The 22,579-nt window shown below is 61.6% G+C and carries 22 protein-coding genes; 14 read left to right on the forward strand and 8 right to left on the reverse strand.

What is annotated here, in order from left to right; genetic code table 11:
• Positions 1-3 precede the first annotated feature (3 nt).
• From MOV61_RS06120 to MOV61_RS06135, 4 genes are all read left to right on the forward strand, one after another.
• Entirely contained in the window at positions 4-3,630 is a 3,627-nt protein-coding gene (locus tag MOV61_RS06120; protein WP_247135954.1) for a hydantoinase B/oxoprolinase family protein, read from the forward strand.
• Positions 3,631-3,649: 19 nt separating this feature from the next.
• The gene (locus MOV61_RS06125; protein WP_247135955.1) at positions 3,650-4,858 is read left to right on the forward strand and encodes a TIGR03862 family flavoprotein; all 1,209 of its coding nucleotides are present in this window, start codon (positions 3,650-3,652) and stop codon (positions 4,856-4,858) included.
• A gap of 109 nt (positions 4,859-4,967) precedes the next feature.
• The gene (locus tag MOV61_RS06130) at positions 4,968-5,687 is read left to right on the forward strand and encodes a YoaK family protein (RefSeq protein ID WP_038547731.1); all 720 of its coding nucleotides are present in this window, start codon (positions 4,968-4,970) and stop codon (positions 5,685-5,687) included.
• An 18-nt stretch (positions 5,688-5,705) separates the two neighbouring features.
• Positions 5,706-6,494 carry a YdcF family protein gene (locus MOV61_RS06135; protein ID WP_247135956.1) on the forward strand — a complete coding sequence of 263 codons (789 nt, stop codon included), beginning with the start codon at positions 5,706-5,708 and terminating at the stop codon, positions 6,492-6,494.
• A gap of 18 nt (positions 6,495-6,512) precedes the next feature.
• On the opposite strand, the gene MOV61_RS06140 is transcribed toward MOV61_RS06135, so the two are convergent.
• Positions 6,513-6,989: a hypothetical protein gene (locus MOV61_RS06140; RefSeq protein WP_247135957.1), complete on the reverse strand. Its 477-nt coding sequence runs from the start codon at positions 6,987-6,989 to the stop codon at positions 6,513-6,515.
• A 116-nt stretch (positions 6,990-7,105) separates the two neighbouring features.
• On the opposite strand from MOV61_RS06140, the gene MOV61_RS06145 reads away from it, so the two are divergent.
• Complete coding sequence (locus MOV61_RS06145; protein WP_247135958.1) at positions 7,106-7,759, forward strand: trimeric intracellular cation channel family protein; 654 nt, start codon at positions 7,106-7,108, stop codon at positions 7,757-7,759.
• Positions 7,760-7,765: 6 nt separating this feature from the next.
• On the opposite strand, the gene irrA is transcribed toward MOV61_RS06145, so the two are convergent.
• Positions 7,766-8,182, reverse strand: coding sequence for an iron response transcriptional regulator IrrA (gene irrA, locus MOV61_RS06150; RefSeq protein WP_038547722.1), 417 nt, complete (start codon positions 8,180-8,182; stop codon positions 7,766-7,768).
• Between the two features lie 316 nt (positions 8,183-8,498).
• Here irrA and fabA point away from each other — a divergent pair, with 316 nt between their 5' ends.
• The 5 genes from fabA to MOV61_RS06175 all read left to right on the forward strand — a co-directional run bounded on the left by fabA (position 8,499) and on the right by MOV61_RS06175 (position 11,762).
• Positions 8,499-9,014, forward strand: coding sequence for a 3-hydroxyacyl-[acyl-carrier-protein] dehydratase FabA (gene fabA, locus MOV61_RS06155; RefSeq protein WP_038547719.1), 516 nt, complete (start codon positions 8,499-8,501; stop codon positions 9,012-9,014).
• 47 nt (positions 9,015-9,061) lie between these two features.
• Entirely contained in the window at positions 9,062-10,285 is a 1,224-nt protein-coding gene (fabB, locus tag MOV61_RS06160) for a beta-ketoacyl-ACP synthase I (RefSeq protein WP_247031890.1), read from the forward strand.
• 4 nt (positions 10,286-10,289) lie between these two features.
• Entirely contained in the window at positions 10,290-11,096 is an 807-nt protein-coding gene (gene fabI, locus MOV61_RS06165) for an enoyl-ACP reductase FabI (RefSeq protein WP_038547712.1), read from the forward strand.
• 79 nt (positions 11,097-11,175) lie between these two features.
• Positions 11,176-11,370 (forward strand): type II toxin-antitoxin system HicA family toxin, encoded by a 195-nt coding sequence (locus MOV61_RS06170; RefSeq protein WP_247135959.1) that lies wholly within the window; start codon positions 11,176-11,178, stop codon positions 11,368-11,370.
• The gene (locus MOV61_RS06175) at positions 11,367-11,762 is read left to right on the forward strand and encodes a type II toxin-antitoxin system HicB family antitoxin (RefSeq protein ID WP_247135960.1); all 396 of its coding nucleotides are present in this window, start codon (positions 11,367-11,369) and stop codon (positions 11,760-11,762) included. The genes MOV61_RS06170 and MOV61_RS06175 overlap by 4 nt, the downstream gene beginning before the upstream one ends.
• A gap of 7 nt (positions 11,763-11,769) precedes the next feature.
• On the opposite strand, the gene MOV61_RS06180 is transcribed toward MOV61_RS06175, so the two are convergent.
• The 6 genes from MOV61_RS06180 to MOV61_RS06205 all read right to left on the reverse strand — a co-directional run bounded on the left by MOV61_RS06180 (position 11,770) and on the right by MOV61_RS06205 (position 18,982).
• Complete coding sequence (locus MOV61_RS06180) at positions 11,770-12,777, reverse strand: class I SAM-dependent methyltransferase (protein ID WP_247135961.1); 1,008 nt, start codon at positions 12,775-12,777, stop codon at positions 11,770-11,772.
• A 90-nt stretch (positions 12,778-12,867) separates the two neighbouring features.
• Positions 12,868-15,000 carry a polyribonucleotide nucleotidyltransferase gene (gene pnp / locus MOV61_RS06185; protein ID WP_247135962.1) on the reverse strand — a complete coding sequence of 711 codons (2,133 nt, stop codon included), beginning with the start codon at positions 14,998-15,000 and terminating at the stop codon, positions 12,868-12,870.
• Positions 15,001-15,334: 334 nt separating this feature from the next.
• Positions 15,335-15,604 carry a 30S ribosomal protein S15 gene (rpsO, locus tag MOV61_RS06190; protein WP_038547700.1) on the reverse strand — a complete coding sequence of 90 codons (270 nt, stop codon included), beginning with the start codon at positions 15,602-15,604 and terminating at the stop codon, positions 15,335-15,337.
• A 151-nt stretch (positions 15,605-15,755) separates the two neighbouring features.
• Positions 15,756-16,685 carry a tRNA pseudouridine(55) synthase TruB gene (gene truB / locus MOV61_RS06195; RefSeq protein WP_038547697.1) on the reverse strand — a complete coding sequence of 310 codons (930 nt, stop codon included), beginning with the start codon at positions 16,683-16,685 and terminating at the stop codon, positions 15,756-15,758.
• Between the two features lie 12 nt (positions 16,686-16,697).
• Complete coding sequence (rbfA, locus tag MOV61_RS06200) at positions 16,698-17,105, reverse strand: 30S ribosome-binding factor RbfA (RefSeq protein ID WP_038547695.1); 408 nt, start codon at positions 17,103-17,105, stop codon at positions 16,698-16,700.
• Between the two features lie 173 nt (positions 17,106-17,278).
• Positions 17,279-18,982, reverse strand: a complete 1,704-nt coding sequence (locus MOV61_RS06205) for a chemotaxis protein (RefSeq protein ID WP_247135963.1) — start codon at positions 18,980-18,982, stop codon at positions 17,279-17,281.
• 365 nt (positions 18,983-19,347) lie between these two features.
• Here MOV61_RS06205 and MOV61_RS06210 point away from each other — a divergent pair, with 365 nt between their 5' ends.
• Genes MOV61_RS06210 through MOV61_RS06225 form a run of 4 tightly spaced genes read left to right on the forward strand, consistent with a single transcriptional unit; the run spans position 19,348 to position 22,572 of the window.
• The gene (locus MOV61_RS06210) at positions 19,348-19,677 is read left to right on the forward strand and encodes a hypothetical protein (RefSeq protein ID WP_247135964.1); all 330 of its coding nucleotides are present in this window, start codon (positions 19,348-19,350) and stop codon (positions 19,675-19,677) included.
• Entirely contained in the window at positions 19,674-20,042 is a 369-nt protein-coding gene (locus MOV61_RS06215) for a response regulator (protein WP_038547692.1), read from the forward strand. Before MOV61_RS06210 ends, MOV61_RS06215 begins: the two co-directional genes overlap by 4 nt.
• Positions 20,039-22,060: a chemotaxis protein CheA gene (locus tag MOV61_RS06220; RefSeq protein ID WP_247135965.1), complete on the forward strand. Its 2,022-nt coding sequence runs from the start codon at positions 20,039-20,041 to the stop codon at positions 22,058-22,060. Before MOV61_RS06215 ends, MOV61_RS06220 begins: the two co-directional genes overlap by 4 nt.
• Entirely contained in the window at positions 22,057-22,572 is a 516-nt protein-coding gene (locus MOV61_RS06225) for a chemotaxis protein CheW (protein WP_038591915.1), read from the forward strand. The genes MOV61_RS06220 and MOV61_RS06225 overlap by 4 nt, the downstream gene beginning before the upstream one ends.
• The last annotated feature ends 7 nt before the right edge of the window (positions 22,573-22,579 follow it).

A 22,579-nucleotide genomic window follows, 5' to 3' on the forward strand; every position in this document is an offset into this window, starting at 1 on the left:
AACATGACCGAAGCTAAGTGGGATTTCTGGATCGATCGCGGCGGCACGTTCACCGACATCGTCGGCCGGAAGCCGGACGGATCGCTTGTCGCCCATAAAGTCCTGTCCGAAAATCCGGAAGCCTATCGTGATGCGGCCGTACAAGGGATTCGCGAACTCCTGGGCGTGCCGGCCGGCACTGCCATACCCGCCGATGCCATCGGCGCGGTAAAGATGGGCACGACAGTCGCCACCAATGCACTGCTGGAGCGCAAGGGCGAGCGCACGCTGCTGGTGACGACCCGCGGCTTCCGCGATGCGCTGGCGATCGGCTATCAGGCCCGCGCCGACATCTTCGCCAAGAAGATCATCAAGCCCGAACTGCTCTACAAGCACGTGGTCGAGGTGGATGAACGCGTCCGCGCCGACGGCACGATCGAAGCTGCACCGGATGCCGCAACGATCCGCGCGCAGCTGCAGGAGCAGTATGACGCCGGCTTCCGCGCCGTCGCGATCGTCCTGATGCACGCCTATCGGTATCCGGCCCACGAACAGCTTGTGGCAGGGATTGCCCGCGAGATCGGCTTCACGCAGGTTTCCGTCAGTCACGAGGTTTCGCCGCTGATCAAGCTGGTCGGGCGCGGCGACACGACCGTGGTCGACGCCTATCTCTCGCCGATCCTGCGTCGCTATGTGGAACAGGTTGCCGGTGAACTTGGCACTGGGCTCGACGTCGCCGACAAGCAAGGTGCGCAGCTGATGTTCATGCAGTCGTCCGGCGGATTGACTGCGGCGCGGCTATTCCAGGGCAAGGATGCGATTCTCTCCGGCCCCGCCGGCGGCGTGGTCGGCGCGGTCGAGACCTCGCGGCTGGCCGGCTTCAACCGGATGATCGGCTTCGACATGGGCGGTACGTCGACCGACGTGTCACACTATGACGGCGAGCTGGAACGCTCGTTCGAAACCGAAGTCGCGGGCGTTCGCATGCGCGCGCCGATGATGTCGATCCATACCGTTGCCGCCGGCGGCGGTTCGATCCTGCATTTCGAGAATGGCCGTTTTCGCGTCGGCCCGGATTCGGCCGGCGCCAATCCTGGCCCGAAGGCCTATCGCCGCGGTGGACCTCTGACCGTTACAGACGCCAACGTCATGCTCGGCAAGCTGTCCCCAAAGCTGTTTCCGGCGATCTTCGGACCCAACCGCGACCAGCCGCTCGATGCGGATGCCGTGCGCTCCGCCTTCGAGGATATGGCCAAGGTGATCGGCGACGGCCGTTCGCCGGAAGAAGTGGCTGATGGCTTTCTGGCGATCGCCGTCGAGAACATGGCGAATGCGGTCAAGAAGATCAGCGTCCAGCGCGGCTACGACGTCACCCATTACGTGCTGACCTGCTTCGGCGGCGCCGGAGGCCAGCATGCCTGCCTGACGGCGGATGCGCTCGGTATTTCGACCGTGATGATCCATCCGTTTTCGGGCATCCTGTCGGCCTATGGCATGGGGCTTGCGGATATCCGGGCCACACGCCAGCGCACGGTATCTCACGAGCTTACGGCCGCGCTGGAGACGCTTGAGGCAACCCAGGACGAGCTGACCGCCAGCGTGCTGGAGGAAATGGCCTCGCAGGGCGTTTCCCGGGCAGATACCGAAGTCCTGCACCGCGCACACCTGCGCTATCAGGGCACGGATACGACTTTGCCCGTAACCGTGACCGACGCCGCCGACATGACGGTCGCCTTCGAGACGGCGCACAGGAAACAGTTCGGCTTCATCTTCGAAAACCGAGAGATCATTTTCGAGGCCTACGAGGTCGAGGCGATCGGCGGCGGCGCCGATTCCGACGAACCGGAATTCGAATTGGACGATAGCGCGCCAACGGCGGCTGAACAGACAAAGTTCTTCTCCGGCGGTGCATGGCGCGAAGCGCCAGTTTATCGGCGCGCCGAGATCAAGCCTGGATCGCGCGCCAACGGCCCGTGCCTGATCGTCGAGCCGCATCAGACGATTGTCGTCGAAGACGGCTGGGCTTTCGAGATCACCGGGTTGAACCATGTTGTTCTGAAGCGCGTTGCGGAACTCTCCCGCGCCAAGCCGATCGGCACCCAGGCCGATCCGGTGCTGCTCGAAGTGTTCAACAACCTGTTCATGTCGATCGCCGAACAGATGGGCGTGACGCTGCAGAACACCGCGTCTTCGGTCAACATCAAGGAACGGCTGGATTTCTCCTGCGCCGTCTTCGATGCGGATGGCGCGCTGGTGGCGAACGCCCCACATATGCCGGTGCATCTCGGTTCGATGGACCGCTCGGTCGAGAGCGTCATCGCTCAGAACCATGGCAGGATCCGCCCCGGCGACGTGTTTGCGTTGAACGCGCCCTATAACGGCGGCACCCACCTGCCGGATATCACCGTCGTTACGCCGGTCTTCGATTCCGAGGGTAGACACATCCTGTTCTACGTCGCCTCGCGCGGACACCACGCGGATGTCGGCGGCACCGCGCCGGGTTCGATGACGCCGCTTGCGACCACTGTCGACGAGGAGGGCGTGCTGTTCGACAACGTGCTGCTTGTCGATCGCGGCCGGTTCGACGAGGCCGGCATCACCGATCTCCTCTCCAACCACCCCTACCCCGCTCGCAACGTCGCGCAGAACGTCGCGGACCTTCGCGCCCAGATCGCCGCCAATGAAAAGGGCGTGCACGAAATGCGCAAGATGATCGCGCAGTTCGGGCTGGACGTGGTGCGGGCCTATATGGGCCACGTGCAGGACAATGCGGAGGAGAGCGTCCGCCGCGTCATCGAAAAGCTTGGCGATTCTGAATTCACGTACCCGACCGACCAGGGCAGCGTGATCCAGGTGAAAATCACCGTCGACAAGGCCAAGCGCGAGGCGACTGTCGATTTCACCGGAACGAGCCCGCAAAAGAAGAACAACTTCAATGCACCGGAACCGGTCACCCGGGCCGCGGTGCTTTATGTCTTCCGCGTCATGGTCGAAAGCTCCATTCCCATGAACGCGGGATGCCTGCGGCCGATCCGGATCATCGTGCCGGAAGGGTCGATGCTGAAGCCGCAATATCCGGCGGCGGTCGTCGCCGGCAATGTCGAGACCAGCCAGCATGTGACCAACGCGCTGTTCGGCGCGCTCGGGGCGATGGCGGCAAGCCAGGGCTCGATGAACAACCTCACCTTCGGCAATGCGACCTACCAATATTACGAGACGCTGTGCTCCGGCTCGCCGGCCGGCGTGTTCAACGACGGGACCGGTTTCGAAGGCACGGACGCGGTGCATGTGCACATGACCAATTCCCGCCTCACCGACCCGGAAATCCTGGAAACCCGTTATCCGGTGCTGCTCGAAGATTTTCACATCCGCGACAATTCCGGCGGCAGGGGTAGGTTCTCGGCCGGCAACGGCACGAAACGCACCATACGTTTCCTCGAAAAAATGGATTGTGCCATCCTTTCCTCGCACCGGACGATCAAGCCGCACGGGCTTGAGGGCGGCGAAACCGGCGAGCTTGGCAAGACGACAGTACGACGCCTCGACGGCACGCTCGAAGAGCTTGGGGGCTGCGCCCAGACGATCATCGAGGCGGGCGAAGCGGTGACCGTCCAGACGCCGACCGCCGGAGGCTATGGCAAAGCGGACTGATCTGCCTTAACCGGGAGGCATGACAAAGCAGATCGCGATCATCGGCAGCGGCCCGACAGCGCTGATGGCGGCGGAAGTTCTCTCCGCCTCCGGCCATTCCGTGACCGTCTACGAGGCGATGCCGACCTTCGGGCGGAAATTCCTGCTCGCCGGGAAATCCGGGCTGAACATCACCCATTCGGAAGATTTTTCAAAGTTCGCGGCGCGTTTCGGAAGCGCCTCCGCTCGACTGCGCCCTGCCCTCGAGGCATTCACGCCGGGCGACGTGCGGGCCTGGGCGCTGGGGCTTGGCACGGAAACCTTCGTGGGGACCTCCGGCCGCGTGTTTCCGACGGTTATGAAGGCCTCGCCGCTCCTGCGCGCCTGGCTGCGGCGGCTGGAGGCGCAGGGCGTGATGCTCAAGACACGGCATCGCTGGGTGGGGTTTGCCGAAAACGGTTACCGGTTCGAAACGCCGGAAGGGCCGGTCACCGTCCGGCCCGATGCCGCTCTTGTGGCACTGGGCGGCGCCAGCTGGCCGCGGCTCGGCTCGGATGCCGCCTGGGTGCCGTGGCTGAAGGATAAGGGCGTTGAAGTCGCCGATCTGCAGCCGGCCAATTGCGGCTTCGATGTTGCCTGGAGCCCGTCGTTTCACGAGCGGTTTGCCGGCGAGCCACTGAAATCCGTTTCGACCACTTCGGACGCCGGCACATTCCAGGGCGAATTCGTGATCTCCGGGCAGGGGATCGAAGGCAGCCTTGTCTATGCCCATTCAGCAGCGCTTCGGGACCGGCTTTTCTCGCAAGGCCAAGCGACATTGACCGTCGACCTCGCACCCGGCCGCACGCTGGAGCGACTTGGTCGCGACCTTGCCCGGCAAGATGCCAAGGCGAGTTTCTCCAACCGCCTGCGCAAGGGAGCAGGGCTGGAGGGCGTGAAGAGCGCTCTGCTTCGCGAGCTTGTTGGCGATATCAACCGCATGTCCCCGGAGGAACTGGCGAGGCTGATCAAGTCTCTGCCGATCCCGGTTGTCCGCCCGCGACCGATCGCGGAAGCGATCTCATCCGCCGGCGGCATCGCCTGGAGCGACCTTGACGAAAACTACATGCTGAAACCGCTTCCGGGCCTTTTCGCCGCCGGGGAAATGCTCGACTGGGAGGCCCCGACGGGTGGCTACCTGCTGACCGCGTGTCTTGCGACGGGCCGGGCCGCGGCAAAGGGTATCGATGCCTGGTTGGACCCGAGATAGGACTCGCTTCGGGACGCTATTTGCGATTTCTTCTCCACTTATCCGACATTGTCCTAGATCAACGCCTCAAGGCGTGATTCGCGCAGATTTACGCGGAAGAAGGGGCTCCATGAGCAGGGAAAGACGAAGACGCATCATCCGCAGGCGGCGGACCGTGACAGGCCTTGCGCTGGTTGCCGCCATTTCCTTCGTGGCGGGCATGACGGATGCGGTGGGCCTGTTGCTCTCGGGCGACTTCGTGTCCTTCATGACCGGCAACACGACCCGCGCAGCCATCGCCTTCGCCGACGGCGACTATAGCCATGCGATCATCCTGTTCATCGCGCTCTGGGTCTTCATCCTCGGCAACGCGCTCGGCATCGTGCTTGCCTATACGGTGTCGGCGCGCCGCACATTCGTGGTGCTTGCAAGCGTCTCCATCCTGCTTGCCGCCGCCTCGACCGTCCCCGACGCGGGGGGGTATCCTCGGCTGCAATTCTATCTGGTCGTGTTGTCGATGGGCATGATCAACGCGACGGTCGAACATATCGAAGGGCTGCCGATCGGCCTCACCTACGTGACGGGGGCGCTTTCCCGCTTTGGCCGCGGCATCGGCCGCTGGCTGATCGGCGACCGCAACCCGACCGGTTGGCTGATCCAGACGGTTCCTTGGACCGGAATGGCATGCGGCGCGGTGACGGGCGCTTTTTTGACGAAATATGCAGGCAGCCATGCGCTCTGGATCGTTTCGGTTCTGGCCCTTGCGGTCGCATTGGCGACGACACTTCTGCCGCGCCCGCTGCACCTGCATTTCCAGCAGCCGATCGCCTCAGCCCGCCGCCGCGCCTGATCTTTCCGAAAGTTTTTGATGTTCCTGCTTTCAAAACTCTTCTGGGTCTTCGCCCAGCCCCTCTCGCTTGCTTTTCTCCTCTCCGCCCTTGCCACAGTTCTCATCACCGTCGGCTGGCGCCGGCTTGGCGTCCTTGCTGGGCTGCTGACCGCGCTGGTGCTGTTCGTGACGCTTTTTACCACGACGGGCGCAGTGGCGCTGCAGGCGCTGGAAGGCCGCATTCCAAAGCCGATGCAGGAACCCCAGTCGGTTTCCTGCATGATCGTGCTCGGCGGCGTGCTTGAAAACGAGGTGACGACCGTGCGCGGCGGCATCGAGCTCAATCAGGCCGCCGACCGGTTCGTGGAGGCTCTGCGGCTCGCCCGCAATCATCCGCAGGCACGCATCCTGATTTCCGGCGGAGACGGTTCGATCAGCGGCGCCTACGAAGGAGAGGCGCAGGCTGCGGAACGGTTCTTCTCCGCCTTCGCCATCCCGGCCGATCGACTGGTGAAGGAGAATACGTCTCGCACGACCTATGAGAACACAGTGAATTCGGCCGGGCTTCTGAAGGCTCAGGGGCTCGAACGCTGCCTGCTGATCACCTCCGCCTTCCATATGCCGAGATCGATAGGCCTGTTCCGGGCCGCCGGAACGGAGGTGACGCCGTGGCCGGTCGATTACCGCACCAGCGGCATCGTCCGCCTGTCGCTGGATTTCACCCAGCCGGCGCTGAATGCGCAGCTGACGACGACTGCAGCCCGCGAGTGGATGAGCCTGACGGCCTATTATCTCACCGGGCGGATCGGCGAGATCTTTCCGAAATAAGCCCTCTGCCGGGCCGTTCTATTTTTTCGACAGGATATTGAAATCAAGGCCGCGTACCCTGACGCGCATTTCGCAGGGCGCGGCGTCGGTGCGACCGCAGAAGCGGGGATGCATCGTCAACTCGAAGACCATGTTGCCGAAGTACTGAACGAAATCGTAGTGATAAAGCTGGGCAGTGGCGACCATGACGTAGCCGCCTTCCTTGATCTGCACATAAAAATTGTAGCGGCAGCCTTCACTGGCGCAGCGCGGTCCCCTCACCCCGTCGCAGGTTACTTCGGATTGGTTGGAAACGAGATCGAGCATGCCGTCGTTGTTGATGTCGAAGCGCTTGATGAAGGCCGGGCCGAAATCGACGGTCTTGCACTCCTTGCGGAAGTAGTCCTTCTCGTAGATTTCCGGATCGCTGAAACGCTGCGGCTGCTGAGCAAAAGCAAGTGTGGGCGCAAACACCAGGACGAGCGCCTGCACGACAATGATCAAGAGCTTTTTCACTGGCGGACCTCTGCAAATTCATCTGTTCACGGCGTGCGTCGAAGGATGACGCACGCAACGATCGGCGGCTATGCTAACGGCCCGCACTTGCGCGACGCTGGATCACAAGGTCTGACATGTCTCTGCTGACGATACTCGACTATGCCGGCATCGCGCTTTTTGCTGCGACAGGCGCGCTTGCCGCTTCGCGAAAGCAGCTCGACCTCGTCGGCTTCCTGTTTTTCGCGGCGGTCACCGGGCTCGGCGGGGGAACGCTCAGGGACATCCTCCTCGGTCGCACGCCGGTCTTCTGGGTGCTGGACCCGACCTATATTCTCATCTGCGTCATCTCGGGCGCCTTCGTGTTCTGCACCGCGCATCGGGTGGAATGGCGCTTTCGCCTGCTGATCTGGCTCGACGCGATCGGGCTTGCCGCCTATAGCGTGCTCGGTGCAGCAAAAGGTCTCGCCGCCACCGGGTCGCCGACGATCGCGATCGTCACCGGAGCGTTGACAGCCGCCTTCGGCGGCATCCTGCGCGACCTTCTCGCCAACGAACCCTCGGTTCTGCTTCGGCCGGAAATATACATCACCGCCGCCCTCGCGGGCGCCTGCGGGTTTACCGCGGCGAATGCACTCGGCCTGCCGGTCTACGCAAGTTCGGGGCTGGGCGCGGCGCTCGCCTTTGGCCTGCGCGGTGGCGCGATCCACTATGGCTGGACATTGCCACGGTACAGGCCACGTCCCGGACGGGACCAGGACGAAGCAATCAAAGGAAAGAAAAGGCCGTGAGAGGCGTCAGCTTTTCTTTTCGCGCAGACGGATGATCACATCCACATGAGCGATTTCCATGCCTTCGGGAGCTTCCGGAAGGTTGTCGATCTGCAGATTGCTGACCGGAATGTCGAGCACCTGATTGCGGCCCTCGACGAAGAAGTGATGGTGATCGGAAATATTGGTGTCGAAATAGGTCCTGGCGCTTTCAACCGCGAGCACGCGGATGAGACCGGCTTCGGTGAACTGATGCAAGGTATTGTAGACGGTCGCGAGCGAAACCGGGACGCCGGCAAAGGTGGCTTCCTCGTGCAGTTCCTCGACGGTCAGATGGCGGTCACCCTTGGCGAACAACAGGTCGGCAAGCGCAATACGCTGCCGCGTCGGACGCAGGCCGCAATGGCGCAGTCTCGTCTCGATGTCCGTAATGGCTTCTGCCATAATTACCCGTCAACTCCTGCCGTTTCACGCCAATATCAGGTATCTTGACTTTCCGATATAACTTTTACGGACGGTAGTTTCAATAGTTTCCGGAGGATACCTGCGGCGAGAGCGCCAAAAACGCGCAATTTCGCTACAAGCCTCTGGTTTGCGCCTGTAGCTTCCTATATGCGGACCAGAACAAACGCATGTTCCAGCGGCTCGGCTGCCATCCCCAGGCGGAGCGCAAGTTCATCGTTACGCTTCAATTCCGACCGATCTTGCAATACGCTGCTGAAACAAAAGGTCTAAGGTTCAACGGGGGGAACGGAAATTTATGGCACCCAGGCAGTCCAGCTTCTCTTACGAAGAACTTCTCTCTTGCGCCCATGGTGAGCTGTTCGGACCAGGCAATGCGCAGCTTCCGCTGCCGCCGATGTTGATGGTCCACCGCATCACCGATATCTCGGAAACAGGCGGAGCTTTCGACAAGGGTTATCTCCGCGCCGAGTACGACGTACGACCGGACGACTGGTATTTTCCCTGCCATTTCGAAGGCAATCCCATCATGCCGGGCTGCCTCGGTCTCGACGGCATGTGGCAGTTGACCGGGTTTTTCCTCGGCTGGCTCGGCGAACCCGGACGCGGCATGGCTCTGTCGACCGGCGAAGTGAAGTTCAAGGGCATGATACGCCCGGATACCAAGCTGCTTGAGTATGGCATCGACTTCAAGCGCGTCATGCGCGGCCGCCTGGTGCTCGGCACCGCCGATGGCTGGCTGAAGGCGGATGGCGAAACCATTTACCAGGCGACGGACCTTCGTGTAGGCCTGTCGAAGGAAAAGGCCGCCTGATCCTGCGTGGCGGCCAAAGCAGAACAAGCAGAAAAGGTTTTGATGAGATGAGACGGGTAGTTGTAACGGGTCTCGGTATCGTATCCTCGATCGGGAGCGATGCCGCCGAAGTCACCGAATCCTTGCGTCAGGCAAAGTCCGGCATTTCCTTCTCTCCCGATTTCGCCGAGCACGGCTTCAAGTGCCAGGTCTGGGGCAAGCCGACGCTCGACCCGACCGATCTCGTCGACCGCCGCGCGATGCGCTTCCTTTCCCAGGGCGGCGCCTGGAACCATGTCGCCATGAAACAGGCGATCGCCGATTCCGGTCTCGAAGACAAGGATATCGGCGAGAACGAGCGGACCGGCATCATCATGGGCTCCGGCGGCCCCTCCACCCGCACATTGATCGAAGCCGCCGAGATCACGCTCAAGAACAACAGCCCCAAGCGGATCGGCCCGTTTGCCGTGCCGAAGGCGATGTCCTCCACGGCGTCCGCGACGCTCGCCACCTGGTTCAAGATCCACGGCGTCAACTATTCGATCTCGTCCGCCTGCTCGACATCCGCGCACTGCATCGGCAACGCTGCGGAGATGATCCAGTGGGGCAAGCAGGACGTGATGTTCGCCGGTGGCCACGAGGACCTCGACTGGACGATGTCGAACCTGTTCGACGCCATGGGCGCCATGTCCACCAAGTACAACAACAATCCCGACAAGGCCTCCCGCGCCTATGACGTCGACCGCGACGGTTTCGTCATCGCCGGCGGCGCCGGCGTGCTGGTTCTCGAAGAACTCGAGCATGCCAAGGCCCGCGGCGCCAAGATCTATGCGGAAATCGTCGGCTACGGCGCGACGTCGGATGGCTACGACATGGTCGCCCCCTCGGGCGAAGGCGCGATGCGATGCATGCGCCAGGCGCTGGCGACCGTGAAAGGCGATATCGACTACATCAACACCCACGGCACCTCGACGCCGGTCGGAGACAGCAAGGAGATCGGCGCGATCCGCCAGGTCTTCGGTGACAAGATCCCGCATATCCAGTCGACCAAGTCGCTGACCGGCCATTCGCTTGGCGGCGCCGGCGTGCAGGAATCGATCTACGGCCTTTTGATGATGCAGGAACGCTTCATCGGCGAAAGCGCCCATATCGAGAACCTGGACCCGGAATTCGAAGGTGTGCCGATCGTCCGCAAGCGGATCGACGACGCCAAGATCGATACGGTTCTTTCCAATTCCTTCGGGTTCGGCGGCACCAACGCCACGCTCGTCTTCCAGCGCTTTAACGGGTAAATCCATGACCGGAATCATGCAGGGGAAACGCGGCCTGATCATGGGGGTCGCCAATAATCACTCCATCGCCTGGGGGATTTCGAAAGCCGTCGCAGCGCAAGGCGCCGAACTCGCCTTCACCTTTCAGGGCGAAGCGCTCGGCAAGCGGGTCAAGCCGCTCGCAGCCGAACTCAATTCCGATTTCGTGGTGCCTTGCGATGTCGAGGATATCGCCTCGGTGGACGCGACCTTCGCGGCGATCAAGGAACGCTGGGGCAAGCTGGACTTCCTGGTGCATGCCATCGGCTTTTCCGACAAGAACGAGCTGAAAGGCCTCTACGCCGACACGACGCGCGAGAATTTCAGCCGCACCATGGTGATTTCCTGCTTCTCCTTCACCGAGATTTCCAAACGGGCGGCGGACCTGATGATCGATGGCGGAACGATCCTGACGTTGACCTATGGCGGTTCGATGCGGGTCATCCCGAACTACAACGTCATGGGCGTTGCAAAGGCGGCGCTGGAAAGCTCGGTGCGCTATCTCGCCGCCGATTACGGCCCACGCGACATCCGCGTCAACGCAATCTCGGCAGGCCCCGTGCGCACGCTTGCGGGTGCGGGCATTTCCGACGCGCGCGCGATCTATTCCTGGAACCAGAAGAACGCGCCCCTGCGTCGCACGGCCACCATCGAGGATATCGGCGGCTCGGCCCTCTACCTGCTCTCGGACCTTTCCCGCGGCGTGACTGGCGAAATCCACTACGTGGATGCCGGCTACAACATCACGTCGCTGCCGAGCCTCGACCGGCTGCGGAACGCGGATTCGGAATGAATAAGATGCGCATAATAATGCGCATCTTGATCCCTCATCTCGACCGCGCTATGTTTTTCGCATAGCAAAGGCGTGCCCCGTGGAGCGGAACAGTCACAAGATCATCGCGAGGCTGAAACGCGACGGTTACGAACTCATCTCCGTAAAAGGCTCACACCACAAGCTCCGCAAGGGTGCGCAAACCATCATCGTTCCGCACCCGAAGAAAGACCTGCCTGTTGGGACCGCGCTTGCGATTGCCAAGCAGGCTGGATGGGTTGAGGTAGACCGATGAAATATTTCATTGCGCTCGTGCATAAAGACAGCGACAGCGCTTTCGGCATCAGCTTCCCCGACCTGCCGTCGGTTTTTTCCGCGGCCGATATCGAGGATGACCTGACTGCGAATGCGATCGAAGCGCTTCGGCTCTGGGCGGAAGATGACGCACTACCGGCTCCCTCCTCCTATGAAGAACTAATGTCCCATAGCGAGATTCGCGCAGAACTCTCCAAGGGAGCGTTCCTGGCGCGTATTCCCTTCATCGAGGATGATACACGCGTCGTGCGTGCCAACGTCACTTTTGAAAAAGGCATGCTCGACGCGATCGACGCGGCCGCAAAAGAGCGCGGGCTGACGCGCTCAGCCTTCCTGGCCAGCGCCGCTCGCAAGGATATCGAGGCGGCTTAGGATCGGCTTACTTCTTCGCCCATAGAACCTTAAAGCGGGCGTTGCGGCAAGTCTCGCCGCTTTCGCGGAAACCTTCGGCCAGGACCGGCTCGTAGGTCAGGCCGCGATTGGCGACCAGCATCAGGCGGCCGCCGTTCTTGAGTGCCGCGGCGGCAGTGCGGATCATCGTCTTGCCGAGTTCCGGATCCGTCGCCTGCGCCTCGTGGAACGGCGGGTTCATGATGACGAGGTCGTATTTTTCCTTCGGCGGCTCGGCGCCAAGGTCCTGCCAGTAGAAACGGGCGTTGAGATCCGGGCAGTTGCGCGCGATGTTGCGCTTGGCAAATTCCAGTGCCTGGTAATCGGCTTCGAAGAGATCGATGCGGTTTACACGCTTCGACTTTTCCGCCAGCATCACCGAGAGATACCCCCAGCCGGCGCCGAAGTCGGCGGCGTTGCCGTCGAAATCGGTCGGCAGACGGCCTGCGAGCAGTTCCGAGCCTGCGTCCACGCGCTCGTGGGAGAACATGCCCGGTGCTGCCTCGAACCGGGCGTCGATCACCACGGTCGACTTCTTCAGCGCCTTGATCGCAGCATCGGCATTGGCGGGCCTGGCGAACCATATGGCGACGCCATGATATTTCGGAGTGTAGTCGAGTTCTATGCCGAGCTTCAGGAGCGTGTTGCGGAGCGGCTGGATGCCATCTTCCTTACCGCCAGCCACGATGATGACGCCGCCTGTTCTGACACGCTCAAGAGCCTCGGCGACACGGTTCTCGTTCTCGCCGCGATGCTTGCCGCAGAGCACCAGCCCAAAATCGTAACCGTCGCCCTCGGCCTCGGGAAAGGCGCCGTCGCGCAAGGTCCGGAACAGCGGCCGGAACGGCTGCACCGCGGTGATTTCCGCCGCAAACCCCTCGGGCAAGGCATTGCCTGCCTCGGCGCCCAGGAAGAGCACGCGCTCGCCTTCGCCGGGCATCGGAACAGCCTCGGTGTCGAAGGGATGGAACAGGGTTTTCAAGGCGTCTCGGCTCATGGCTGGTCTCGTGGGTTCGTCTCGTGGCAGCAGATAAACAAAAGGCGCGGAAGAGCTTCCGCGCCTCGATGTCTCGGGAAGACGAAGGCCTTATTCGGCGGCTTCGCCTTCAGCCTTCTTGACTTCCTGGCCGGTGGCTTGGTCGACGACCTTCATCGACAGGCGAACCTTGCCGCGCTCGTCGAAGCCCATCAGCTTGACCCAGACCTTGTCGCCTTCCTTGACGACGTCCTGGGTCTTGGCAACACGCTCGGAAGCGAGCTGCGAGATGTGCACGAGGCCGTCGCGGGCGCCGAAGAAGTTTACGAAAGCACCGAAGTCGGCGGTCTTGACGACCGTGCCTTCATAGATAGCGCCAACTTCCGGCTCGGCAACGATCGAGTGGATCCACTTGCGGGCGGCTTCGATTTCCTTGCCGGAAGACGAAGCGATCTTGACGGTGCCGTCGTCCTCGATGTTGATCTTGGCGCCGGTCTTTTCGACGATTTCGCGGATGACCTTGCCGCCCGAACCGATGACTTCACGGATCTTGTCGACCGGGATGTTCATCACTTCGATGCGCGGTGCGAATTCGCCGAGCTGGCCGCGGCTCTCGGTGATGGCATTGGCCATTTCGCCGAGGATGTGCTTGCGGCCGCCCTGTGCCTGGTTGAGCGCGACCTTCATGATCTCTTCGGTGATACCGGCGATCTTGATGTCCATCTGCAGCGAGGTGATGCCGTCGGCAGTACCCGCTACCTTGAAGTCCATGTCGCCGAGGTGGTCTTCGTCGCCGAGGATGTCGGAGAGAACGGCAAACCGTTCACCTTCGAGGATGAGGCCCATGGCGATGCCGGCAACCGGCTTGGCCAGCGGTACGCCGGCGTCCATCAGCGCGAGCGAGGTGCCGCAGACGGTCGCCATCGAAGACGAGCCGTTGGATTCGGTGATTTCGGAGACGACGCGCAGCGTGTAGGGGAACTGCTCTACCGTCGGCAGCATCGGGCGGATGGCGCGCCAGGCGAGCTTGCCATGGCCGATTTCGCGGCGGCCCGGGGAGCCCATGCGGCCGGTTTCACCAACCGAGTAGGGAGGGAAGTTGTAATGGAGCAGGAAGCGCTCCTTGTACATGCCGGTCAGGCTGTCGACGTACTGTTCGTCTTCGCCGGTGCCGAGCGTGGCGACAACGATCGCCTGGGTCTCGCCGCGGGTGAAGAGGGCGGAACCGTGGGTGCGCGGCAGGATGCCGACTTCCGAAACGATCGGGCGGACGGTCTCGAGATCACGGCCATCGATGCGGCTCTTGGTGTCGAGGATGTTCCAGCGAACGATCTTGGCCTGCAGGTGCTTGAACACGGCGCCGATGACTTCGGCATTGTACTTCGGCTCGACGCCCTCTGGGAAGAAGTGGGCCTTCACCTTCGCCTTGACGGCGTCGACGGCTGCGTAACGGTCAGCCTTCTGGGTGATCTTGTAGCCTTCGCGAAGTTCGGCTTCGAAGTGCTTGAGCATTTCGGCTTCGAGCTCGGAATGATCTTCCGGTTCGAACTCGCGGGGTTCCTTGGCGGCGACTTCAGCGAGCTTGATGATCGCGTCAATGACCGGCTGGAAACCGCGGTGGCCGAACATGACGGCGCCGAGCATGATGTCTTCGTTGAGTTCCTTGGCTTCGGATTCGACCATCAGGACGGCATCGCCCGTACCGGCGACGACGAGATCGAGAACCGACTCGTCCATCTCGTCGAGATGCGGGTTCAGGACGTATTCGCCGTTGATGTAACCAACGCGGGCGCCGCCGACCGGGCCCATGAAGGGAACGCCGGAGAGCGTCAGCGCAGCAGATGCCGCAACCATCGACAAGACGTCCGGATCGTTCTCAAGGTCGTGCTGCACGACGGTAACGACGACCTGGGTATCGTTCTTGTAGCCTTCCGGGAAGAGCGGGCGGATCGGACGGTCGATCAGGCGGGAAACCAGCGTTTCCTTTTCCGACGGACGACCTTCGCGCTTGAAATAGCCGCCCGGGATCTTGCCGGCGGCATAGGTCTTTTCCTGGTAGTTGACGGTGAGCGGGAAGAAATCCTGGCCAGGCTTCGGAGCCTTGGCGGAAACAACGGTCGCGAGAACGACGGTCTCGCCGTAGGTTGCGAGAACCGCGCCGTCAGCCTGGCGGGCGATCTTGCCCGTTTCCAGCCTCAGCGGGCGGCCGGCCCATTCGATTTCGACGGAATGAGTATTGAACATATGTCTTGTCCTTCAATGCGGGAGCACACGCATCGCCGATATCAGGCGTAGCGTACAGTCGACCGCAATCAATGTGACACATCATGGGCAAGACAACGGGAGGCTTTGCATCACCGGCATCCTGGAAAGGAGCCGCGGCTAAAGCCCCGAGGGCTTTGGCCGAAAGCATCCGGCAATCCTGCCCCATGACAGGTCAACGGTTTGTTTGGCAGATCCGGCCCATCCGGGTCTGCGGGCAGTCACCACGCGAACTAGGGCGTAGCGCAAACATTTCATCGGACCTTGGCCCGAATAAAGAACCGGCAGGCGCTCCAAGAGCGCCCGCCGGAAATTTTTAGCGGCGAATACCCAGAGCAGCAATGATCTTGCTGTAACGGGCCTCGTCCTTCTTCTTGAGATAATCAAGAAGCGAGCGACGGGTGGAAACCATGGTCAGAAGGCCACGACGCGAGTGGTTGTCCTTCTTGTGATCCTTGAAGTGACCCGTCAGGTTGTTGATGCGTTCCGTCAGGATTGCGACCTGAATTTCCGGAGAACCGGTGTCGCCTTCGACGGTTGCATATTCCTTGATCAGCGCAGTCTTGCGCTCGGCAGTGATCGACATCTTACGATCCTTTCGTAAAGAGGAGAACGAGACGCCAGAAGCCGAGATGTCGTTCAGCTTCGGCCATGAATGCAGTAGGATGCCTATAGGCTCCTGATGCTGGCGCTGCCTATAGACCATTCACGTTGCAATTGGAAGAGGCGTCCGCCGATCAGCCGAACACCCGCTTCGGCCGGAATTCGCCCTGGCCGATCTCGCCGATGGCGATCAGCTTGCCGCGCACCGTCGCATAGGCCTCGGCCTCCGCAAGCGGCGCATCGCGGCCGCGCAGAATGACCGGGTTGCCCATTTTCAGCCTGTGCGCCTGATCGTCGGTGACGGGCAGATGCGGCAGGCTGGACAACGCTTCGGCAGTGTCGATCAGGAACTCATCGAGCGCCGCCAGGCGTTCGTCGCGGTCCTCGATCTCCTCAAGCGCCACGAGATCGGCGAGCGGAACCATCTTTTCCTCGGCGAACGGCGCGACGAAGGTGCGGCGCAGTTCGGAAATGTGACCATAGCAGCCGAGATCGCGGCCGAAGTCGCGGGCCAGCGCGCGCACATAAGTGCCCTTGCCGCATTCCACCTCGAAATGCGCCTTGTCCGCGGTGACGCCGAGCAGCGTCAGCCGGAAGATCTCCACTTCGCGGGAAGGGATATCGACCGTCTCGCCATCGCGAGCGAGGTCATAGGCCCGTTCGCCGGCAATCTTGATCGCCGAGAACTGTGGCGGGATCTGGCTGATCGTGCCGGTGTATTTCGGCAGCAGATCGCGGATGGACTGTTCGTCGGGACGCATATCCGAAGCGGCTGTGACTTCGCCTTCGAGGTCGTCGGTCGAACGCTCTTCGCCCCAGCTGACGGCGAATTCATAAATCTTGCGTCCGTCCATAACGTAAGGCACGGTCTTGGTCGCATCGCCGAGCGCAATCGGCAGCATGCCGGAAGCGAGCGGATCGAGCGTACCGGCATGTCCCGCCTTCTGGGCGTTGAACAGCCACTTGATCTTGGAGACGGCCTCGGTCGAGCCGAAATCGACCGGCTTGTCGAGGATCAGCCAGCCGGAAATCGGGCGGCCCTTTGGTTTGCGGGGTTTTGACATGCGTTCTCTTGATTATTCTTTGTCTTCATTGCCGCCATCGAGATCCCGCTGGACCTCCGGCGAGCGCAGCAGCTCATCGATCTTCTTATAATTGTCGAAGCTGGTATCGTCGCGGAAGCGGACTTCCGGCATGTATTTCATCTGCCGGAGTTGACCGCCGATACGGCCGCGAATGTATTTGGCGTTGCGGTTCAGCGCCTCGATGATTGCCGCATGATCCGGCAGGCCGAGGGGTGTCACGTAGGCCGTGGCGACCTTAAGGTCTGTCGACATGCGCACTTCGGACACCGAGATCACGGTCTTTTCGATGAGGTCGTCGCGCACTTCGCCGCGTTGCAGGACCTGGGTTATGGCGGCGCGGACCTGTTCGCCAACGCGAAGCATGCGCTGGGAGGGCGCCGAGGATGTTGGCTTGCTCATTGTGTTTCTCTTCTAGAGCACTTGCGGGGTTCGTCCCGTATTCCAAGCGCTGCGTCAGTAAAGGCGGTCACATGACCCAGGCGCACCCAAAGGTCAAGGCGCGGCCTTCGCTTTATCTTAACAGGACAAGCCGCTGAATGCAGCCCCCGCCGGTCCGCGCAGGCGCCGGCCGATCAGAACAGGGCATCGTCGATGTCTTCATCCGACATGGTGGTGGCGGCAGCCGCGGCGACCATCGGCGGCGCCGTGCCAAGCACCGCGGCATGCAATTCGCGTTCGGTCACCATCGTATAAAGACGAGCAATACGGCCACCGACTTCCGCGAGCGCCTCTTCAAGGCCCGGCGCTTCGAAGACGTCCTCATCGAGTTCCATCTCGTCGGCACAGGCGCGCAGCACTTCGCCGAGTTCGGCGTTGAAGTTCAACCGGGCGAGCGCGATATCCATTTCGCCGACGGCCGTCCTGCTCTGATCGCCGAGCGCCAGCATCTGGGCATCCATCCGGTCGCCGACGGAGCGGATATTCTCAAGCGCGTTTTCGAGGCGCTGATCGAGGCTTTGTTCACCTTCTTCGCCATGCACGCTGGTCAGCTTGTTAGCGGCGATTTCGAGCGTCTGGAGTTCAGTCAGGATCTTTTCAGCCGTTCCGTCGAGCGCTGCTGCAAAGTTGCGCAGTTCGGCGGTCACGACATTTATAGCCTTGCCCTCTTCGCCTATCTTGCTGCAGCGCAGGTTGGTATTGAGTGCCATATAATGAATGTCGGTGCGCACGATCTGGACAGTGCCGATGCCGTCGAGAAGTTCCCTGACGGTGTCGCTGGTCGCCCGGCTGAGTTCGCCGGCGCGATGGGCGACATCCTCGATTTCGCGCACGGCGCCGCGAGCGGCGGCCACACCGGTCTCCAGTTGCCGGATCGCATTGTTGTTGTTGCCGCTGTCGGCATCGGTCATCGCCGCACGAAGGGCCTCGATCTGCGACAGATCGGACCGGAAGCTTGCGACGATGGCGACGATCTTTGCAGTATCGCGTTCAAAGTCGGAGATCGATTGATTGAGCTGCAGCGAGACGAGCTTGCGGATGATCAGAGACAGGCTTTCGCGCTGGCCGCCGGTTAGTTTTGCGGCCCCAGGCGCTTCCAGATAATCCGAAAGGATGCGCAGGCTCGACTGGCAGTGTTCAATACGCTGGCGGGTGATATCGCCGACCTGCATGGCCGACAGCGTCGAGGCGAGCTTCGACTGGATGCCGCTTGCGACGGTACGCACCCTTGCTGCGCGCTCGACGAGCAGTTTGCGGTGTTTGCCGATCTCGGCCGCGCCGTTGGAGAGTCCGGAAACGATTTGCGGCACCGTTTCGTCGTAGCTCGCCAGGATCGCCTTTCCCTTGATCATCACTGGCCCTAGGCCATGGCCGAGGGTGCTCAGCTTGCCGGCCAGATCGTTGACCTGGCGTGACCCCTCCTGGATCTTTGCGAGAATCTCTTCCGCGAAGCCCGCAAAATCGGCAATACCGGCCCCGGTGATCTTGGCAGTCACGGCGAAGGTGCGCAGATAGCGCAGCGTTTCCTGCATGTCCTCGATCTGAGGCCGGAGTTTTCGTTCCGCGGAGGCGATTTCCTGGAAGCCGACCTGGCGTCCGGATTCGAGCCTGGTCAGGTGCGACAGCCGCTCGACCGTGGTCTTCAGCTCGGTCATCGTGGCGTTTGCCGTTCCTTCGTCCAGCGAACCGGTCAACTGGTCGAGGGAGGTGATCAGCTTGTTCAGCACATCGAGGATCGACAGGAGCGCCGCGCCGCCATCGAGAAAACGCTCCTCAATACGCGAGCGTGCCGTTTCCATCCGGTCGACGAAGGCGAGAACGCCAGTCGAGCTACTCACGATGTCAAAAATGGATGCCCTGACAGCCACTTTGCCTCACCTTTCAGGTCCCCACGGGACCTCTGCCTGCTGAAGATACGACGATGAACTCGCCTGCATTGTTTTGGGACAGTTCCGCGCCAGCAAGTTCGGGCACGGTTTTGTCCTGCGCGAGAACTACTCTGAGGGACGATGAGTTAATTCCCGCAGAATAGCGGCGGTCGTTTGCGACTTGTGGTTAATTTTCCCGCTCATTAGCGCGGCAAAATGCAACCTATCAGTTTTGTTTCGTGAGAAATGGCCATGGTCGGTTAACTCCGCATTAACGATGCAAGTCCACATTCGGCCAGCTATTTCAGCGTTTTCGGAATTATATTGAGGTAAGAATGCCTGCTTCCGATGTTCAAGAGGATTACTTTCGCCCGCCGCAGAACCTGACTGTTCGCACGATTGCAACCGTGCAGCGGGAAATGCTGCAGTTTCTGGACAAAACCGCGTCCGCAACCATCGAACTCGACGATGATTGCCAAGTGGACATCAGCTTCATTCAACTCATGGAAGCGGCGCGCATCTACGCCGCCGCAGCCGGAAAGCAAATCGCGTTAGCCCGTCCCGCCAGCGGCCCAACGCTCGATGTCTTGAAGCGCAGCGGCTTCCTCGACGGGATGTCCGCTGAAGACCTGAAATTCTGGCTTCATCAAGGGGGTATTCAATGAGCGCCAGCATCTTAACAGTCGACGATTCCGCCAGCATCCGGCTGACGACGCGCGTCGCCCTCAGCAATGCCGGATACCAGATCACGGAAGCAGTCGACGGCATGGACGGCATCGCCAAGCTTAGCGCCAGCCAGTTCGACCTGATCGTCACCGATCTCAACATGCCGAACATGGACGGCCTGACGATGATCCGGGAACTGCGCAAGATGCCGGCCCATATGGGCGTTCCGGTCATCTTCCTGACGACGGAATCCGACAACGACATCAAGCAGGAAGCCAAGGCCGCCGGTGCCACCGGTTGGCTCACCAAGCCCTTCGACCCGGAAAGCCTGGTCAAGATCGTTCGAAAGGTACTCGGCAGATGAGCTTTCCCGATCCTATCGCGGTTTTCAGGACAGAGGCTGCCGAGCTTCTGGAACAGATCGAAGCTGGGCTTCTCGACCTGAACGTAAACCTCGGCGACAAGGATCAGGTGGACGCGGTCTTCCGCGGACTCCACACTTTGAAGGGATCGGGAGCCATGTTCGGCTTCGATGCCCTGGCTGCTTTCACCCATCATTGCGAGACGGCGTTCGACCGCGTCCGCAAGGGCGAAGTTCCTGCAACACAGGAGCTGGTCACGGCGGTTCTCGAGGCCAAGGATCACATGCGTGCCCTGGTCGACACGCCGAATGGCGACCATGAGGCGACTGGCGAAGCGCTTCTCGCCAGTCTGCGCGCTGCCGTCGATGGCGCCAACAACGCCGGGTCTTCCGGTTCCGCCAAAACTGCTCCGGGCCAGAACCATTTCAAGATCCGCTTCAGCTTGCCGCAGAACGCAATGGCAAACGGCACCAATCCGCTGCCGCTTCTCGACGAACTGCGCGAGCTCGGCGAGTGCCGGATCGTGGCAGACCGCTCTGCCATCCCATCGCTCGACCTTCTCGCGCCAACCGATCTCTATGTCTCCTGGGAAGTCGAGCTTCTGACCACCCAGCCGCGGTCTGCGATCGACGATGTATTCATCTTCGTCATGGACGAGATGCAGCTCGAAGTCATAACCGTCGAGACTTCGGTCGCCGCCAAGGCACCGGCCAAGACGGAAGCCCCGGTTACAGCATCGCAGCCCGCCGCGGCACCCCAGCCTGCGGCGGCACCGGTTGTCGTCCTGCATGCGGCTGCACCTGCGCCGATCGCTGCAGCTCCCGTCGAGACGAAGCAGAACAAGGCGTCCGAAAACGTCCGCGTGCCCGCCGAAAAACTCGACGAGTTGATGGACCGGGTCGGCGAACTCGTCATCGCCCAGTCGCGCCTCAGCCAGCTTGCAGGCGGCAGCGGCGATCTGCAGCTGCGGGCCGTCTCGGAAGATGTGGAACGCCTTTCAGGCGAGCTGCGCGATACGATGATGGTGCTGCGCATGGTACCGGTCGCGCATCTCTTCAGCCGTTTCCGCAGGCTGGTGCACGATCTTTCGCATGAAACCGGCAAGACGATCGAACTGGTCACCGAGGGCGAAAGCACGGAAGTCGACAAGAGCGTCATCGAACGCCTGGCCGATCCGCTGGTGCATCTGGTGCGCAACTCTTGCGACCACGGTCTCGAGACCCCCGAGGAACGGCTTGCCGCCGGCAAATCACAAGCGGGGCATATCTTGCTTTCCGCCCGCCAGCAGGCCGGCGAAGTCATTATCACTATCAAGGACGACGGTCGCGGCATCAACCGCGAACGGGTGCGCGCCAAGGCGGAATCCTCCGGCCTCATCCCGCCGAATGCCAGCCTCACCGATCAGGAACTCTACCAGCTGATCTTCCACCCCGGCTTCTCGACAGCCCAGACGGTCACCAACCTTTCAGGCCGCGGTGTCGGCATGGATGTGGTCAAGCGGACCATCGATGCACTCCGCGGCACGATCAACGTTGCAAGCCATCCTGGCGAAGGTTCCGAGATTTCGCTGGCGATCCCTCTGACGCTCGCGATCATCGACGGACTGCTCGTGCGGGTCGGCGACGGCCGCTATGTCATCCCGCTCTCGGCGGTCGAGGAATGCCTCGAGCTCTCGATTGAAGAAGACATGCGCTCACGCGGCCGCAGCTTCATCTCGCTGCGCGACAGTCTCGTGCCATTTCTCAGGCTTCGCGATCTCTTCCGCACCGGCACCAAGCCCGACCCCTTCCAGAAGGTGGTCGTCATCTCGACAGGTTCCGAACGGGTCGGCCTGGTCGTCGACCAGATCATTGGCGATCACCAGACGGTCATCAAGGGCATGTCGAAACTGCACCATGACGTCGCCACTTTCTCGGGTGCGACCATCCTCGGCGACGGGGACGTGGCGCTGATCCTCGACGTCGGTCATCTGGTGGCCGAGGGGCAACAACAGGAGGCGCATCTGCGCGCGGCCGGATGAACGAAGCAGTCAGAAAGATTTCTCAGGACCTTTGGGGCGGCCGCGACGAGCTGGAAGTCCTGACATTCGACATCGCAGGCGAAGTTTTCGCGCTGGAAGCCTTCATTGTGCAGGAGATCCTCGATCTTCTGCCGGAGACCATGGTTCCGGGCGCCAAGGCCTTTGTCGGCAGCGTCATCAACTTCCGCGGCAAGGTCATCCCGCTTGCCGATATCCGTCTCGCATTCGGCATGGAAGCGACCAAGCCGACGATCGACAGCCGCATCATCGTCATCTCGATCGAGATCGACGGCGAATCGGTTCTGACGGGCATCCGCACGGACAAGGTCCACGAAGTGACAACGCTGCTTCGCACCGCCGGCGAGCCGCCGCCGAGCGTGGGGATGCGCTGGCGACCAGATTTCATCGATTGCCTCGTCAAGCGGGGGGCGGAATTCATCATCCTCCCGAACCTCCAGGTGATCTTCTCCGCCCAACACGACCATTCCGCGACCGGGGCCTCCCACGGTTGATCACCCT

Source organism: Neorhizobium sp. BETTINA12A, from assembly GCF_023006485.1.
In the GTDB taxonomy this organism is placed as follows: Bacteria; Pseudomonadota; Alphaproteobacteria; order Rhizobiales; family Rhizobiaceae; genus Neorhizobium.

Coding starts and splice junctions, on each gene's coding strand:
- truB (WP_038547697.1), bottom strand. CDS start 16,685: ATGTCAAAACCCCGCAAACCAAAGGGCCGCCCGATTTCCGGCTGGCTG.
- MOV61_RS06220 (WP_247135965.1), top strand. CDS start 20,039: ATGAGCTTTCCCGATCCTATCGCGGTTTTCAGGACAGAGGCTGCCGAG.
- MOV61_RS06175 (WP_247135960.1), top strand. CDS start 11,367: ATGAAATATTTCATTGCGCTCGTGCATAAAGACAGCGACAGCGCTTTC.
- MOV61_RS06210 (WP_247135964.1), top strand. CDS start 19,348: ATGCCTGCTTCCGATGTTCAAGAGGATTACTTTCGCCCGCCGCAGAAC.
- MOV61_RS06225 (WP_038591915.1), top strand. CDS start 22,057: ATGAACGAAGCAGTCAGAAAGATTTCTCAGGACCTTTGGGGCGGCCGC.
- MOV61_RS06215 (WP_038547692.1), top strand. CDS start 19,674: ATGAGCGCCAGCATCTTAACAGTCGACGATTCCGCCAGCATCCGGCTG.
- fabA (WP_038547719.1), top strand. CDS start 8,499: ATGGCACCCAGGCAGTCCAGCTTCTCTTACGAAGAACTTCTCTCTTGC.
- rbfA (WP_038547695.1), bottom strand. CDS start 17,105: ATGAGCAAGCCAACATCCTCGGCGCCCTCCCAGCGCATGCTTCGCGTT.
- MOV61_RS06145 (WP_247135958.1), top strand. CDS start 7,106: ATGTCTCTGCTGACGATACTCGACTATGCCGGCATCGCGCTTTTTGCT.
- MOV61_RS06120 (WP_247135954.1), top strand. CDS start 4: ATGACCGAAGCTAAGTGGGATTTCTGGATCGATCGCGGCGGCACGTTC.
- fabB (WP_247031890.1), top strand. CDS start 9,062: ATGAGACGGGTAGTTGTAACGGGTCTCGGTATCGTATCCTCGATCGGG.
- MOV61_RS06125 (WP_247135955.1), top strand. CDS start 3,650: ATGACAAAGCAGATCGCGATCATCGGCAGCGGCCCGACAGCGCTGATG.
- MOV61_RS06180 (WP_247135961.1), bottom strand. CDS start 12,777: ATGAGCCGAGACGCCTTGAAAACCCTGTTCCATCCCTTCGACACCGAG.
- pnp (WP_247135962.1), bottom strand. CDS start 15,000: ATGTTCAATACTCATTCCGTCGAAATCGAATGGGCCGGCCGCCCGCTG.
- MOV61_RS06130 (WP_038547731.1), top strand. CDS start 4,968: ATGAGCAGGGAAAGACGAAGACGCATCATCCGCAGGCGGCGGACCGTG.
- fabI (WP_038547712.1), top strand. CDS start 10,290: ATGACCGGAATCATGCAGGGGAAACGCGGCCTGATCATGGGGGTCGCC.
- MOV61_RS06135 (WP_247135956.1), top strand. CDS start 5,706: ATGTTCCTGCTTTCAAAACTCTTCTGGGTCTTCGCCCAGCCCCTCTCG.
- irrA (WP_038547722.1), bottom strand. CDS start 8,182: ATGGCAGAAGCCATTACGGACATCGAGACGAGACTGCGCCATTGCGGC.
- rpsO (WP_038547700.1), bottom strand. CDS start 15,604: ATGTCGATCACTGCCGAGCGCAAGACTGCGCTGATCAAGGAATATGCA.